Here is a 14,926-nt window from a genome sequence, read left to right on the forward strand (position 1 = left end):
ACGACAGGCCTCGCTGGCCCCGGGTTAGGCTGTTGCGAACTTTCTTCTCAACAAAACGGCACCTGCAGTCAGCGCCACGATCGATGAAGCCACGATGATGATCAGGGGAATACTTATCTGGCTACCCTGGCCATCGCCTGAAACCGGCGACGCCCCGAACATGGGTTGCGCCAACCCGTCACTCGCATCAGAATCCAGCGGCGATGCTGAACCCGCGGTTTCACCGGTTTCCGTCGTTTCAGCGTTAGAGGCGGTATCTGACTGAAGGCCCTCAGCCGCAGGCAAACTCGAAAGCGCCTGCAAGCCCGAGGGAGCTACGGCAGCTCCCCCACCGCGAGATACTGTCGCAGACGAATCTGAGCCAGACCCAAAGCCGTTTGCACCGCCCTGCGCAGGATTGTGCGGAGGAAGCACACGGTTTGAGGCTGTTCCTTCACTGCCTGGGCGAGCCGGCTCGGTGGCACCATGAGGCTTTGGGCCTTCGGGCTTTCCGCCCGGAGCCTCGCCCGCGCCACCCGGCTGGATGCTACCATCTCCCGCGCCGCTATCGCCAGGTGTTGCAGGCGCATCGGGATTTCCTTCATTTTCAGAGGAACCAGGTTCTTCCCTGTCGCCTACTTTGAAACGAATGTCAGCCGAAGAGCGGAAGTCTTTACCTCCTGCGTCAGTCCCCGACACTGAAACAGTCAACACGTACATTCCTGGCTTGGTGAAGGCCCAGTAAACGTGCTTGTGAAGAGGTTCGGGCGCATCGATCTGGCCGGGCTTCTGCGTGGAAGCGATCAGGTCAAGGCCGTTGAAAGAGTCGTGCGTGAACAACCACCACGAGCCGCCAGCTGGAGCTGATTTTTGAGCAATATCGAACTTAACGCCACCGGGGAATTTGGCCCGGTGAATGTGTTCAGAAGAAAATCCCGGCCACACAATTCCATTCTTTTGCTGCATCGGAGAGACAAAGAGCTCCGTTCCCTGCGGCCCCATGAAGTCAAACACCGGGTCGCTGAATACCTTCGGTGAGCGCTTGACTTTTGAATTTTTCAAAAGCTGGAGCGTAACGGAATCAGGGGTGCGCGCAACCGAAGTTTTTGCGTGCTCGCGCGAATCATCGTTGACTATCACACTCACCTTTTCGTCAACAACTGCCGGGCCTATATCCACGTGACCACGCGAAATAGTGACGGCATCATTTGCGAGGTCGCCGGAGTTGCTCTGTCCGGGATTATCTGGATTCTCAACGGGAGGATTGGGATCCGCGGGCTCGCTCGGATCAGGCTGATCGGACGGCTTCGAGGGATCGGGAGTTTCTGTCGAATCTGAAGGTGGCAGTGCCGGCTTATCTGATTCCTGCGAATCTCCCGGGTTTTCACCTTCGGAGTTTTCCCCTAGTTTTATCGGTTTCGGTCGCGTCTCATTCAAGGGGAATACCGCCTTACCGCCCGAGAGGGAAACAGTTGTTGGAGTGATCAGATTGAGCCGCACCTCCATGTTGTCACCAATGCAATCCCACCAGTCTCCGGAACTCCACTTTCGGTTCGTAGGCGTGGACACAAACTCAATGTCGCAAGTCGGGTAGGCGCTTCCTGGCTCGTAAGCGCCGCCTACAACTTTGAACCAGAGGTTCTTGTCCCGTGGAAGCACTGACAGCTCGGCAGCATCTTCGCTGGCCTTAAACTCAAAGCTCACAACCGGCGAGGAAGGCACGTATTCTGCCGTTGAAAATGCGGGAGCAGGGTCACGCACGATCTGCTGCGGGAACTGGCCAAGTTCTGTGGTGGAACCGCTACGGATAGAGCGCGAAATCTCGACCGGCGCGGTAATCCAACGAGGCGAGGGCGCCCCCTTAGCAGGCACGAATACGGCCTGTAGCGAAAGATCTTGCGAGCCAAGAAGCTCATTCCAACGGGCAACCCCGGCTTGGAGCGCTACCTCACCTAAGTAAAAACCGTCAGTGTAGAAAACAACTGTTCCGGTATCGGCTGCGTTGCCAGTGCTGAAGGTGAGCGATGTGAGGCGTTCGTCCCCATCGGCTTTCACATCCTGGTTAGGCTCCACTGTGAACTTCGGGGCAAACTCGCCAGTACCTGTTTCGGGCGAGGCGTTGTATGCCGCAACGACGTCAGTTAGGGTCTCGGACTCAGGATTAGGGCCACCAACCTGCCACACCAGCGTCTGCGGAGCCGAAGCAACCACGCGGTTTTGGTGGTCGCGAGCCGTCGCCCGGAATACCACCTCGTAACGCCCCGGTTTGGTGAATAGAGTCTGATTGTGCGTGTGGTTTCCTGGATCCACCCACGTTTGACGCAGGTGCGGGTCATGAGAAGACAGGAGGCGGCGAATAGGATAGCCCTCGTAGTAAGTCAGCATCTCCATCCGACCAGGCCCGCTAAAGCCCACAATCTCTAGGTCAAACTTGTTGTCACGAAATTTCTCGATAGGGATGTCCGTGTCCGCACCGAACCCCGCCCAGATCGGCCCATTATTACGACCATTCACTGCGGGGGCCACATACAGCATGTCACCGGCCTCAGCCCCGATAAAAGACAGGTCACCGTTTTCGGGCGCATCCATTGAGTACAGCTGCGAGCCCGTGATCGAGTAGCCTCGGCCAAGCCAATTGACCGTGTTTTCTATCGGGGTGGACTGGCCTCCCGCATCAGAATTCAGTGTGAAGTTGTTGCCCTGCCAGTAGACTTTTGGCGAATCGACATGTGCGTTGTACATGATCTTCTTGCCCATATCGGGCCCAGCTATCGCAGGTTGCGTTATTCCAGCTGCGAGGACGAGGCCGGCAATCGCGGCGCTAACGAGTCGTCGCATATTCGGTTTCCTTTCTAAACCTCGGCGAATTGTCATGTCGTTTTGGCTCTTAGGAGAGGCTGCTAAATACATTTGGTTAATCTCTACAGTTGTTTTTGCTAAGGAGAAGTTCGGCGGGCTGCTAGCGAGCTACGGCCTCGGACTTCTTCTTCGCATTGATTAATTTGGCGAGTCGTTTTTGGAAGGTTTTGAGACTAGTTCGGACTGCATGGGGTGATTGGAAGATCCACACGAGGATGAACTCTGCCGTGATCGCTAAGACCAGGGCCGCGCCTGTTGGTACCGACCATGACCACGACACCCACAGGCCTACCAGTGCCGCGAGGGTGCCGAGCATGGCTGAAAGCGCCATCATTGCGCTGATTCGGCGGCTCAGGAGGCGAGCTGTTGCTGGCGGACCTACAAGAAGCGCAAGAACAAGGATGTTACCCACGGTTGAGACGGAAACTACCACGGCCAGGGCTGTGGCGACGTAGAGGACAACGTCGATAAGACCGGCGCGGTATCCGAGTGTTTGTGCGTATTCGCGGTCGAAACTAACCGCCACGATGCCGCGGTGGAAGATCGCCAGGACGGTGAGGATCAGGGCTGCACTAATAGCGACGGCGAGGAGGTCTGCGCCAGTCACTCCAGTTAGAGACCCGAAAAGGAGAGACTCGAGCGAACCGGTGTACGTGGGCATTCTGGAGACAATTACAAGTCCGACAGAAAATGCCGCGGCAAATAAGATGCCGATGATGGAGTCTTCACCCACCATTTTGTTGCGCGAGAACAGGGCGATGAGTAGCGCAACGATCACGCCGGCGATAGCGCCACCAAGGAGTGTGGACGTGCCCGTTGCGAAAGCAACTGCAATGCCGGGGAACACCGCGTGCGCGAGGGCGTCACCCACGAAAGACAGGCCACGCACCACAATATGGGAGCCCACAATTCCACACAGTACAGCCGAAAGAATCGCCATGAGGAGAGCGCGGCTCAAGAATGCAAGTTGCGGGTTGGCCAGGTCGGCAAGAAACTCCATCGGGTTCACGCTCCGACCTCCACCTCAGTTAGCGATTGGACGGCGCGCACCAGCGCCGCGTTCTCGGACACCTCGTAGGTGGATGCCCAAAGTTCAGGCGCAGCTACGTTTTGCAACGGGCCTGCTGCGCGCACCGTGCGATTCAACAGGATGAAACGGTCGCACATACCCGCGGCCTGTACGAGGTCGTGGGTAGACATGAGAATAGAGATTCCCTTGTTAGTAAGTTCCATCGCCATCTTCGCGAGCGCCTCTTGGTTAGGCTCATCGAGGCCGGTGAACGGCTCATCCAAGAGCAAAAGTGACGGTTTTGGAGCCAAAGCCCTGGCAATAAGGACGCGCTGGCGCTGCCCACCAGAAAGCGCTGAGATTGGGCGAGAGCGAAACTCCTTCATCCCCACAGCATCCAGGGCCTCGTAGGCTGCACGCCAGTGCTGCGCGCCGGCGAGGAATCGAGGCTTGAGCGACGAAATCACGACTTCTTCAACCGTGATTGGATACTCCCACCTCGCCTCCTGCTTCTGCGGCACATAGCCGATTGCACGACCTCCCCTCTTGAATGAGGCTTCGGCAAACGCAGGGGTTTTTGACGTGGGCTTAGAGGGTTCGACAACAAGGGTGTGGGGGCCGGCCGTGGCGATAGTGCCGCTGTCTGGACGAAGAAGGCCAAGAATGGTGCGGATCAAAGTGGTCTTACCCGCCCCGTTGGGCCCAAGTAGCCCAACAAGTTCTCCGCGGTTGATGCTGAATGAGACGTCTTGCAGCACTCGCTGATTGCCGAAGCTGACATTGACGTCCGAGACGGAAAGTACCACCGGCCGGACTCTCGTTGTTACAGGCTTGAGAGGCGTCAAGACAGGGCCTCCTTTTTACGGCTACGGCTCATGCGCCCCATAACTACAGCTGCCACCGCGATGATAAGCACGGCAATAGCTACACCGATTCCGACCGAAAGTGCCAAGCCGTTGTCCGACTGCTGTGCACTACTGGCTGCCGCGCTATCGCCGGCCTCGCCTTCGTTCTTAGGATCGGCACCGCCTACAGGATTCTGCGTCGACCACGCGAGCTCATGCGCAGCCTCCACGCTGGCATCTGGGCCAACGGCAAAACGCAACGTCTGAGTGTTCGAGACGAGCTCGCCATCAATAGTGGCCTGCGCAGTTACCCGAACCAGGTGCTCACCCGGCTGCGTGAAAACCCACGAAACGTGCGTGTGCGTGGACGGCTCAACGTGGATCAGCTGGCCCTGCTCCTTAGTGGAATCCCAAATCACCTGCGGACCGGAGAAGTTCCCAGCTTCAACGAAAGTGGTTAGGACACCCGGCCCCTCGTGTCCCTCGAAAATCAGGTCCACACCGCCCGGAGCCTTCTCAACCAGCTGCGGATGCTGCGTATTCCAGCCAAGCCACGGCACTCCCTCAATCTCGTGTTGCGGGATCACCCAAGCCTGCCCCTCGGCTTTAGTAAACGCATACGCGGGGTCATCGGGAACCGTCAGTTTTCCCTCCTCGCCAATCACAAAAACAACATCGTCGAGGTGGCGCCAAACTGGCTCCGGGGTCGTATCGTCGCGCGCCATCAGCTCAAACGAATCCGAAAGCGTCGCCCCCATGTCCACGTGTCCGGCCGAAATCTCAACCCGCTCACCCTTTGGGGCAACCTTCTCGTTGCCTGTCACAGTCTGTGTAAGCGCCGGATCAACATCGGAATCGGCCGGCATCACGGGCAGGCCAGCCCCAGCTACGGGCGCGGCAGAAGTAAAGGCGGTCGTATTCAACAACGCGGGGGTGAGTTCAGGAAGGGTGGGCATCACCGACGTCGCTAGCAAGGTAACCCCAACAAGACTTGAGATTGCAGTTTTCATCAGATTCCTTTCAAAACTGGTTGAGAGGCGCGCGGCCACGCCCCCTGTGACGTGGGATCCAGACAAGCCTTCAAAGAGGTAACGTTCGCTTCGACGAGGCTTACGTACGTTGGTGTTTGCTGTGTCAAGCTGTCCGCGTAGATCGAGCACAGACGCACTCCAGCGCTTTCGGCCGCGCTTTGCAGCTCCGCCTGATGCGCCGCCGACGCCGGGTTTTCAAAAACCGCCGGTACGTGCAAGTTTCTAAGCTGGCGGGACAGAATCGCCATGTCGCGCGAACTGGGCTCTATCGACGGGTTTGGGGCAACAAAACCGGCGACCTCGAGGCCATATCGTGAGGCCAAATACCCGAAGGCGTCATGAGCGGTAACGAGCTTACGGTTTTGTGCGGGGATGGAAGCGAGCACCGCGGCGGTCCACTGGTCAAGCTGACGAAGCTCGGCCTTGAACTTTTTTGCGCGAGTCGCATAGGCCCGCGCGCGCTCCGAGTCAGCCTTTGCAAGCTCCTCGGCAATGACATCCACGTACGCGATCGCGTTGTTCACGTCATGCCACAGGTGCGGATCGATCTCACCGTGAATGTGCTCACCTAGAACCGCCTGTGCCAAAATCCACGTGTCCTCACCTGGCTTTCCCAAAAACGCCCAGTTTCCTTGCGGCACTTTGGCTAGCGTCCGGTTTGGCACCACGATCTGCACATCCTGTGGGTCGTAATAAACAGGCTTGCCGTCCTCGTCCGCAAGCAGGCGGATTCCTTGAGACGTCGCCGTAATATCCACGTGTCCCGCGTCCAAATGCACGAGGCCAGTGTCAGGCTCTACACCTACCGCGAAACGGATCACGACCTCGTCTTTCGGCGCGGCACTTGGGGGCTTCGAGGTGGACGTCTGTTGTTCTCCGTCAGTTTGGGTCGCGGAGGTGGGATTTGAGCTATTGGCACTTAGGGTATGGGAGAGCGAGCGCGGCTCATACTTGTCAGTTTGAGTCTCGGATCCATTTGAGGCCGGCTCCCTCTCACCGCTCGAAGTATCCTGCTGCCCCGCAAGAGGCTCCTGGTTTCCCAAATGCGGCTCTTGCACGAGGTTCAGAGTGTAAGTGCCGGCCTCGCTGAATGCCCACGACATGTGGGTATGAGCGTCGGGAGGCAGTGCCACAGCATCTGCCGAGCCAAAACCGTCAGACGACGTGATGTACGGGCGCCCCTCGCCAAACGTTCCGGTGGTAAACGCCGCCAGAGTGCCCGGGCCTTCCATCGAGGTGGCGCGGATCTGCCAAGGGCCTGGTAGCCGGTCTGATCTGAATCCGAGCCACACCGTCGACAGAGCAAAATCCTCCACCAGGCGAATGTGGCGCCCGCCGTACGCGGGAGCCTTATCTCCCAAACTGATCAGCGGCACGCCCTCGCGCAAGTTTGCCCTCATCGTGTGGCGGATAGCCCCAGATTCCAACAGAAGCCCGTTTTCAAACGCAAGGTCTGCCCATGCCACGTCACGCACTGCTCGGAGCGGCGGCTCGTCGGAATGAGGGTCCGCTCCGGCCGGCACAAGGCTGGTGACCGATGCGTCCTGCCCAGCCACGTTGCGTACCAGATCCGCGATGATAGGCGTGGATGCAACCACCTCAATCCGGCCATCCTTCGACGCATTCGCCGGCGTGCATCCTCCAAGTAGGTGCGCCGCAACCGTTACTACGACCAGTGGCTTGCTAATCATGAGACTGAAGGCGAGGCCGGCCTCGCGACCCTGATGAGAAGAGCACCCGCAACAATCATGCTGAGGGCTGCGCCAAGCCAGAGCAGGGCTGGTTCAGAGCCCGTCGTAGCGAGGCGACCTCCTACAACACCGCCCGCAGCCTCGATTTCAGCTATCTGTTCAGGGCTTAGTTCGCAGTCTGCTCCCGAGGCGGTTTTCCCCACGAACACCTTTGCGCTGCCATTGCCGGACGCACCAAACCAACGTTTACCAACAATCTGGCCGAATGATCCGGACTCAAAAACTGCCATCGCTCCGGGCCCCTGCACACTATTCACTGTCCAAGTAACCGGGCCGGTCGTAGATTGCGAAAGTGACGGATGCTGTGTATTTGCCCCCACCCATGGCACACCCTGCATTTGCGTGGAACTGATAATCCAAACTGGCGTACCTTGAGGTGCCACAAACTCAATACCCACCGGCGCCGCGACCTTAGCCGCATCGGACAGTCCAAATACGAGTTCGCCCGGGTTCCTCCAAGTTGCCGGCTGCGAACGGTCATCCTTCACCAGCATTTTGAGTTGGCCCGACTCGACTACCGATCCAACATCAAAGTGACCTGACGTCGCATTTCCGCTACCCCCAACATTGAAGGTAAGGGTGCCCGTTGCGCTGAGCTTCTTTCCCGATTTCATGGTTGCCGTCTGCGTGAGCGTAACCCGGTAGGTACCCTCCTTCGAGAACACCCAGTTTGGGTGAACGTGGGTGTTAGCCGGGATAGTGTGACTTCCCGATGCCGAGCCTGCCGCTGGAACCGTCACTTCTGTTGGGATGCATTGTTCTACCGCAGGTGCCGGCTGCGTAGGGTTTGCTTGGCTACCTGCTGTGGATGGTGCGCCTGGCTTGTGCCCGTGGGGTTGCTCACCCGCGGTTTTTGCGGGCCCAGCTTCGCCCTCTTTCCCAGGTTGGCCGCCCTGCTGGTTGCCACTCTCGTGCGAGCCGCCCTCGAGTCGGTTTGCCCCTGACTTTCCGGGCTCCTGCTGTTCCTCGGAACCGTTAGATCCGTTGGAGACCTCGGCACCAGGGCTGCTCGATTTATCGGGCGATTGGGTATTCAGACTGGAAATGCCGGCTTGAAGGTCTCCAACAATCCAGGTGAGCGTCGCCGGCTCGGACGTCACGGTACGCCCCTGAGCAGTTATCGAGGCGCGCGCAGTCATCTGGTATGCGCCCGGCTTCGTGAACAGCCAGTTCGCGTGCACGTGAGCGGGAGACTCCTCGGAGATCACAGCACCTGCACGCAAACGCGGCCCCTCGGCCGTGACAGCCTGCGGCTTGCCAGAGAAAGTGTCTTGCCACAAGAACACTTCACCCGGGCCGGTGAGCTTATCAATCGTGATCGTCACCACCGCGCTTGGCGCCCTATCCGCCACCGACATCGAATCCCATCCCGGCCACAACAGGCTCTGCGACTGGGTTTGTGGCAGCGCGTAACCAGCGCGCTCAATGCCAGCGATTTTGGCCGGCACATCCGTGAAGGCTTCTTGTTTCACGTGAAGTAGCACGTCCTCCGCCGCGCGGCGAACATGCGACCCTGTCACATCCTCCTTCACCGCAAGCGATACTTCCTCACCATCGAAATCCACCGCGAACGCGTCCACATGCCCTCGGTCTAGCACCACGCGCGATTCCATATCCGAGGAGGCGGGTTGCGCATGCCTGTTTTGCATACGGAACCCAGCTTGCGCCGCGCGCGGTTGTGTCGCGGCCTTTGCGCCCGGGAGTTGCACAGCCTCAGGTTGGCCGGGATGAAGCTGCAAACTATGCGGCTGCGCGCCCGGCTGCACTACACGAGGCTGGGCTGCTTGGGCATCTGGAACGCCGGCGAACACTGCCGCGGCGGCGAACACCGAGGCAACGAGGGCGGAGGTGAGGGGTCGTTTAAGCATGGTTTACATGATAACGCTTCTCATTATTCTTATCAAGCAGATGTGTCGGCGGACCTGCGCCCTCCCCGGACGCGCCCCCAACGGCATTCAGACCCAAACTGGCAGAAACAGCTGTAGAAGCAGACACTTTCCCTCACGGACGCAAAGGCCGCTACCACCTCATACGGTATTCAGACCCAAACAGACAAAAGCACCCTCGAATTCACCACTTCCCCTCTGAATACCGTCATGCGCAACTACACGCCACAGCATTCAGACCCAAACAGGCAAAACCGACGCCCAAAACAGGCAGTTCCCCTCACGGACGCAGGTGGGCACGCTGGCGTTGACCCACAAAACCGGGCAGCACCTCGAAACAGCGCTTCTAAACGAGGAGGGAGGGACGGGGGTGCGCGTCTAGTCGCGGCCTACCCGCTTGCTCCTCCTGAATCGAGAACGCAGGCGCTCACCCCAACGATCCGACCTGAACTCTGGGTGCAACCACGCTATCCCTGCAGAGGCCGAGACCGCCCCAACCGCCAACAACAACGCCGCCAGCGGCGACACGCCATACAACGCAGTGCCAGTAATCGGCGCGAAAACCCAAGTCAAACCACCGGTAGCGGAGAGAAGCCCGGCTACAGATCCCTGCTCATCCGGACCAACCTTCAGCGACGCTCCCGCGTTATAGCCAGGCCCCGCAAGCCCAGACCCAATGCCAATGAGCGCAACGCATATTATCGTGACCCACAGCAAAGACGACAGCGCAATACCAGCCACGGCCAGCACAACCACCATCAACCCCACGCGCAACAACCTGCGCGGCGGCCACACCAACCGCGGCACCAAAACCAGCTGCGAGAAAATCGCGCCAGCCGCCTGACCAAGCATCGCGAGTCCCGTGGGCAGCACCGCTCTCTCCGGTGCAATACCAAAACGGTCCTGCACCACAAACCCGATGCAAATCTGCACGATCCCCATCGCGAAGAAAAGACCAAAACCCGCCGCTAAATACGGCCTCACACGCCGGTCTAATGCGGACATTTTTGGAGGCTTCACCCCTCCCTCACGCCGCGTGGACTTCGGTAGCGTCACCAGTGCGATAACGAGGGCAATACCTACGCTCACCGGAGTTGCGTACACCGGCGCCATCAACCACCATGCGGCCAGTAGGCCGGACAGGAGCGCACCCACCATCGCAGCCACGTTAAAAGCCGACCCGAATGCCGCCATTCCGCGCACGCGGGAGGCCTCGTCGGGGGTGATCTCCGCGATTAACGCCTGCCCAGTAGGAGGGACAGCCGCCACCGCGGCACCGAAGAAACCACCCCTCGCCAAAATAATTCCCAACGCCGCCAGGCCCGCCGGGATCAGCGCCGCTGTGCGGAGCCAAACCGTCAAAGAGAACAACAACCCTGCGCAAAGAGCCAAAACCAGCGCAGACAACAGCACCGGCCGGCGCCCCCACGAAAGCGAAGCCCTCCCCCACGGCTGGCTCAACAAAGTCACCATAATCGCAGCCAACGAAAGCGCAGCACCCATATGCCACTCCGCGAGACCTAGCGCCCTCGACAATGGAGCAATCGCGGCATTCAATAAAAACTGACCAATGTAAGTGAAGAAAACAATCGCAACAATCGCCCGCAACATACGCTTAACATCAGTCATACATTCAGCATACGAAGCCGGCGTGCGGCCCTCCAAAACTGCACTCGCAAAAGACCACGAACATCGTCAACAACACACTGCGTCGAGAAGCAAGGACCTCCGAAGGTCCGCCTACGGACCGGAATGCTGCGAGGCGAGGATGCGACTGCGAGCTGGCGTGACCTGTCCGTGAGGAGAACTGCCAACCCGTCCTCACATATCCGAGGCATAGACTGAATGCATGGCTATACCAAGATTTGTTGCAGACCTGCGCGAGCACGTTGGACATGCACCGCTATGGCTGTCGGGCGTCACCGCGGTTATCACGAACGACGAGGCCACCGAAGTGCTGCTAGTGAAGCGCTCCGACAACGGCCACTGGACACCCGTCACAGGTATCATCGACCCCGACGAGGAGCCCGCCAACGCCGCCATCCGTGAAGCCATCGAAGAGGCCGGCATCATGTGCGAGCCAACCCGCGTCCTCTCCATCGGCACAGTTGGGCCGGTCACTTACCCGAATGGGGATGTGAGCTCCTACCTCGACATCTCTTTGCACATGCGCTACATCAGTGGCACGCCAAGGCCAATTGACGGTGAGAATTCCGAAGTGCACTGGTTCCCCATCGATGCGCTACCTGAGATGAACGAGCGGTTCAAACACGCGATCAGCGTTGCCCTCGCCGACCCGCAGCCCACACTATTCAGCTTCGACCCGGCCGCCGCCGAGGCAGCCGCGGAAATTCCCGACCTATAAGCCGCTCAACTCCGGGGATCTCCGCGCGAGCCGCAAGCCCGGCTCGAACCTATTCCTGTTTCCGCTGCGATAGCCTGCACTCAGGCGCCCTCGCCCACAACGATTCAGACCTGAACTGCCGCTTTGTCCGGCGCGAGACCCATACTTCCCTTTTTGCACCCAAATCCAGCAGTTCCCCTCACAGTCACTGCAGCATGTGCCCCTCTCAACCGGTATTCAGACACGAACTGACGAGAAACAATCCAAAACCTGGCACTTCCCCTCACGCACCCTCTTACACGCCGAGCACCTACACGGTTTTCAGACCCAAACCGGTATCTCACCCCTTGCAAACAGGCAGATACCTCACAGACGCGAGTGCAGCTCACGGGGTGGAATCGGCCCTTAAACACGAGCGTGAGGGGAAGCGGCAAGAACAGCTTCAAAATCGACACTTTGGGTCTGAATCGTTACAGAAGTCGCCACCTCGAGGCGCATTCGTGAGGGGAAACGCCCATTTTGCCAACCAAACCGACACTTTGGGTCTCAATCGATATAGCGCCGCCCACGCAAGTGGCGTCGCCGGACGCGCCACTACACAGAGGCAAGCAACCCCGGTCGGCGGACCTCTAATTCACCGACGTCGCAGGTACGTCGTCACTTTCCATCTCGCATCACCAGACCGCGGCCGCCACTGCGCGTCCGACCGCGCCGGATCGGCCCACCAAGATTCAGTATCAATAGTCGGCGCGTAAACCAGGTCGGGAGCAGGGGCAGCCTCAAGATCCAGGTCTGTCACCACAAGCTCGTCAGCGATACTCATCGCGTCAGCGTAAACCCGCGCGCCCCCAACGACCCACACGAGTTCCGCGGAAGTTTGTGCCACCGCGACCGCCTGCTCGAGCGAATGAGTGACCTTGGCCCCCTCGGCCACATAATCCTCTTGCCCCGTAATCACGACGTTCAAGCGGCCGGGCAGAGGCTTTCCACCAATCGCCTCCCAGGAACCTCGCCCCATAATCACCGGGTGCCCGAGCGTTGCCGCCTTGAAATGCTTGAAATCCTCCGGCACGTGCCACAGCATTTCTTTCCCATTGCCGAGGACGCCATTCTTGTCCTGCGCCCAGATCATCGCGATCGTCATGGGACACCCCCCGTTTCATCCGTTTACAACGCCAACCTCCATTATTACCCGTTCGAGGCCACCACAAACGCAATGCCGCGAAAACTCGGGCAAGACGTCTCAACGGCGGGCTGCTCGCAAACGCAGGTAGAGCGCAAGCATCAACGCAGCCAGCGAAAACACCGCGATGTAAGGCTGCAATGGGGCCCAAAACCCGAGGGCTCCAGCCGTGCCGAGCAACAACAAAATAATCTTGTTACACACCGGGCACGCAACCGCAAACAAAGTGAGCATCACCCCACCCAGCAGGCGCCCGTTCTTTTGAAACTCTATCGGCGAGGCCTGCACGGCAAACCACGTGAACGTGAGTGCCGTCGTTGCACCCACAACCGGGTACTCCCACCAGCGAATAGGCACTTCGCACCCAAAAATCGGGTTGGGGATCAGGTCCGTTGGCAGTCCCAGGAAAAGCAAAACCCCTACCGCCCACGCTGCCGCGATCAGTAGGCGCTTGCGCCGCTCCGCCCTCCTCGCTCCGGTCGCACCAATGTAGTCGGCGCCGAGCTCCTGGGGTATTGGCTGCGAAAGCACCTTTACCGTCGAGTTCTCCATGGTTCACCCCCTCCCTCACCCACCACACAATACCCCAGGGGGTTTCGTCCCGACAGCGCTCCCCGCTCAATGAGGTTTTTATTCAGGAGGGAGCGGCCACCTCCCTCATCAATCAAGAACGCCCGGACGGTTGCTGTCTGGCGCTACGTGATGGGAACTGCCTCACTTTGCTCCTCTACCCGAGGACGCTAACGAGTCCGCGCGCAAATACCAGGGTGGCCCCGACGCTGGCGACGATCATCGCGAAATTGCGCGCCTGCTGCTTAGTAATGTGCGACGAGACTTTGCGCGCCGCGACGGTACCAACCCCCGTCCCAGCAAGACCTGCAACGAGGGTCGCAACCGCCAGGCGCCCGTCGTGCGGGTCGTACCCAACTGCCAGTTTCAAAGGAATATTCACCGCGTTCATTGCCAAGAAATACACCTGCAATGTCGCAGCGAAACTGTGTTGCGACCACTGCGCCGCCCGCGCATAGGCCGTAAGGACCGGCCCCGCCTGCCCCACCGATGCGGACAAGAATCCACCCATTCCGCCGGTGAAATACATTGGGAAGACGCCCTTGCATCCGAGGCATATTTCGCGCAAAAACGGTGAACGCAACGAGAGCCGGCATTATCAGCCCCACCACAATGTCCATCAGGGATGCATCCAAGTTGCGGGTTAGTAGCACCGTCGCGAAAATCACCGGCACCGCCGCCACGAAGAAGCGAATCGCGATCACCCAGTCCACGTACTTACGCTTCTCGATTAGTAACGTTCCAGCCGTAACTGAACCAATTATGTTGCCCCACAGCACCCCTTCTGCGGGACCAAACAAAGCGATAAAAACCGGGGCCGCCACCAGCCCAAAGCCCATCCCAGCAATGCTCTGAACGCCCGACGCCACCAATGTTGCGCCCACAATCACCAAAAGCGCCCACGCCATTCCCATGGCCCTCACCCTACTCCCGGCTACTTCCTCGCGCCCAGTGTGTCAGCCGGCAGCTGCCGCGCTTCGCAGCGCAAGCGCCCCGTATACCTAGCAAGCCCCTCGCGTTTTAGGCTCTGTTCAACTTTGCGCCTCGTTTAATGATTTGCGAGGTTCTATCGGCCTCGGAATTGGGTACTACTCGTCGGGAACTGCTGTTTTGAACCCTGGTTAGCCAGTGGTGACGAAAAGCACCCGCTAAGCGTTTGAATTCCGGCCACCGGTTTCATAAAGTTGAAGTACCGACGCGGGGTGGAGCAGTTCGGTAGCTCGCCGGGCTCATAACCCGGAGGTCGTCAGTTCAAATCTGGCCCCCGCTACCACTTAGATCTCGTCACATTTCGATGTGGCGAGATTTTTATTGCTCTACGGCACCCCCAATAGCCACCAGGTTGAGGTTGAACGGGCGGTCCGATCAAACCGCATCCCAACCGGAGCTCATTCCTCCTTCGTCAACGATTCAGATCCAAAGTGGCTAAAACAGGTCCTATAACCCCAGTTTCCCTCACGGTTAGGCTC

The 14,926-nt window shown here is 59.0% G+C and carries 11 protein-coding genes, 1 tRNA gene and 1 pseudogene; 2 read left to right on the plus strand and 11 right to left on the minus strand.

Going from position 1 to position 14,926, the window contains the following annotated elements; translation table 11 throughout:
- Window positions 1–24 precede the first annotated feature (24 nt).
- The 7 genes from BQ7114_RS00575 to BQ7114_RS00605 all read right to left on the minus strand — a co-directional run bounded on the left by BQ7114_RS00575 (window position 25) and on the right by BQ7114_RS00605 (window position 10,989).
- Window positions 25–2,817 carry a choice-of-anchor M domain-containing protein gene (locus BQ7114_RS00575; RefSeq protein ID WP_072340556.1) on the minus strand — a complete coding sequence of 931 codons (2,793 nt, stop codon included), beginning with the start codon at window positions 2,815–2,817 and terminating at the stop codon, window positions 25–27.
- A gap of 121 nt (window positions 2,818–2,938) precedes the next feature.
- Window positions 2,939–3,847 (minus strand): anchored repeat-type ABC transporter permease subunit, encoded by a 909-nt coding sequence (locus BQ7114_RS00580; protein ID WP_072340559.1) that lies wholly within the window; start codon window positions 3,845–3,847, stop codon window positions 2,939–2,941.
- The gene (locus BQ7114_RS00585; RefSeq protein ID WP_072340562.1) at window positions 3,844–4,653 is read right to left on the minus strand and encodes a metal ABC transporter ATP-binding protein; all 810 of its coding nucleotides are present in this window, start codon (window positions 4,651–4,653) and stop codon (window positions 3,844–3,846) included. Before BQ7114_RS00585 ends, BQ7114_RS00580 begins: the two co-directional genes overlap by 4 nt.
- A gap of 35 nt (window positions 4,654–4,688) precedes the next feature.
- A complete protein-coding gene (locus BQ7114_RS00590) occupies window positions 4,689–5,702 on the minus strand; it encodes a choice-of-anchor M domain-containing protein (RefSeq protein ID WP_083431671.1) in 1,014 nt (337 codons plus the stop codon).
- Window positions 5,702–7,414 (minus strand): metal ABC transporter solute-binding protein, Zn/Mn family, encoded by a 1,713-nt coding sequence (locus BQ7114_RS00595; protein ID WP_072340565.1) that lies wholly within the window; start codon window positions 7,412–7,414, stop codon window positions 5,702–5,704. Before BQ7114_RS00595 ends, BQ7114_RS00590 begins: the two co-directional genes overlap by 1 nt.
- On the minus strand, window positions 7,411–9,342 hold the full coding sequence (locus tag BQ7114_RS00600) for a choice-of-anchor M domain-containing protein (RefSeq protein WP_072340568.1): 1,932 nt from the start codon (window positions 9,340–9,342) through the stop codon (window positions 7,411–7,413). Before BQ7114_RS00600 ends, BQ7114_RS00595 begins: the two co-directional genes overlap by 4 nt.
- Window positions 9,343–9,738: 396 nt before the next feature.
- Window positions 9,739–10,989 carry an MFS transporter gene (locus BQ7114_RS00605; protein ID WP_072340571.1) on the minus strand — a complete coding sequence of 417 codons (1,251 nt, stop codon included), beginning with the start codon at window positions 10,987–10,989 and terminating at the stop codon, window positions 9,739–9,741.
- 220 nt (window positions 10,990–11,209) lie between these two features.
- Between BQ7114_RS00605 and BQ7114_RS00610 the strand changes: the two genes are divergently transcribed.
- Window positions 11,210–11,725 carry an NUDIX hydrolase gene (locus tag BQ7114_RS00610; protein ID WP_072340574.1) on the plus strand — a complete coding sequence of 172 codons (516 nt, stop codon included), beginning with the start codon at window positions 11,210–11,212 and terminating at the stop codon, window positions 11,723–11,725.
- 613 nt (window positions 11,726–12,338) lie between these two features.
- On the opposite strand, the gene BQ7114_RS00615 is transcribed toward BQ7114_RS00610, so the two are convergent.
- From BQ7114_RS00615 to BQ7114_RS09105, 4 genes and pseudogenes are all read right to left on the minus strand, one after another.
- On the minus strand, window positions 12,339–12,848 hold the full coding sequence (locus BQ7114_RS00615) for a dihydrofolate reductase (RefSeq protein ID WP_072340577.1): 510 nt from the start codon (window positions 12,846–12,848) through the stop codon (window positions 12,339–12,341).
- Window positions 12,849–12,947: 99 nt separating this feature from the next.
- The gene (locus BQ7114_RS00620) at window positions 12,948–13,439 is read right to left on the minus strand and encodes a hypothetical protein (protein ID WP_143236755.1); all 492 of its coding nucleotides are present in this window, start codon (window positions 13,437–13,439) and stop codon (window positions 12,948–12,950) included.
- A gap of 175 nt (window positions 13,440–13,614) precedes the next feature.
- On the minus strand, window positions 13,615–13,986 hold the full coding sequence (locus BQ7114_RS08960) for a hypothetical protein (RefSeq protein ID WP_230205925.1): 372 nt from the start codon (window positions 13,984–13,986) through the stop codon (window positions 13,615–13,617).
- A gap of 1 nt (window position 13,987) precedes the next feature.
- A pseudogene (locus tag BQ7114_RS09105) lies at window positions 13,988–14,371 on the minus strand (TSUP family transporter); the annotation flags it as partial.
- 282 nt (window positions 14,372–14,653) lie between these two features.
- On the opposite strand from BQ7114_RS09105, the gene BQ7114_RS00630 reads away from it, so the two are divergent.
- Window positions 14,654–14,730, plus strand: a tRNA-Met gene (locus BQ7114_RS00630).
- Window positions 14,731–14,926: the final 196 nt, after the last annotated feature.

Origin of the sequence: Actinomyces urinae (assembly GCF_900119695.1) — a bacterium.
In the GTDB taxonomy this organism is placed as follows: Bacteria; Actinomycetota; Actinomycetes; order Actinomycetales; family Actinomycetaceae; genus Gleimia; species Gleimia urinae.

What these genes read in the sequence shown, in the direction of transcription:
- BQ7114_RS00600 (WP_072340568.1), bottom strand. Translation starts at nt 9,342, where the DNA reads ATGCTTAAACGACCCCTCACCTCCGCCCTCGTTGCCTCGGTGTTCGCC.
- BQ7114_RS00610 (WP_072340574.1), top strand. Translation starts at nt 11,210, where the DNA reads ATGGCTATACCAAGATTTGTTGCAGACCTGCGCGAGCACGTTGGACAT.
- BQ7114_RS00590 (WP_083431671.1), bottom strand. Translation starts at nt 5,702, where the DNA reads ATGAAAACTGCAATCTCAAGTCTTGTTGGGGTTACCTTGCTAGCGACG.
- BQ7114_RS00575 (WP_072340556.1), bottom strand. Translation starts at nt 2,817, where the DNA reads ATGCGACGACTCGTTAGCGCCGCGATTGCCGGCCTCGTCCTCGCAGCT.
- BQ7114_RS00615 (WP_072340577.1), bottom strand. Translation starts at nt 12,848, where the DNA reads ATGACGATCGCGATGATCTGGGCGCAGGACAAGAATGGCGTCCTCGGC.
- BQ7114_RS00620 (WP_143236755.1), bottom strand. Translation starts at nt 13,439, where the DNA reads ATGGAGAACTCGACGGTAAAGGTGCTTTCGCAGCCAATACCCCAGGAG.
- BQ7114_RS08960 (WP_230205925.1), bottom strand. Translation starts at nt 13,986, where the DNA reads ATGTATTTCACCGGCGGAATGGGTGGATTCTTGTCCGCATCGGTGGGG.
- BQ7114_RS00605 (WP_072340571.1), bottom strand. Translation starts at nt 10,989, where the DNA reads ATGACTGATGTTAAGCGTATGTTGCGGGCGATTGTTGCGATTGTTTTC.
- BQ7114_RS00595 (WP_072340565.1), bottom strand. Translation starts at nt 7,414, where the DNA reads ATGATTAGCAAGCCACTGGTCGTAGTAACGGTTGCGGCGCACCTACTT.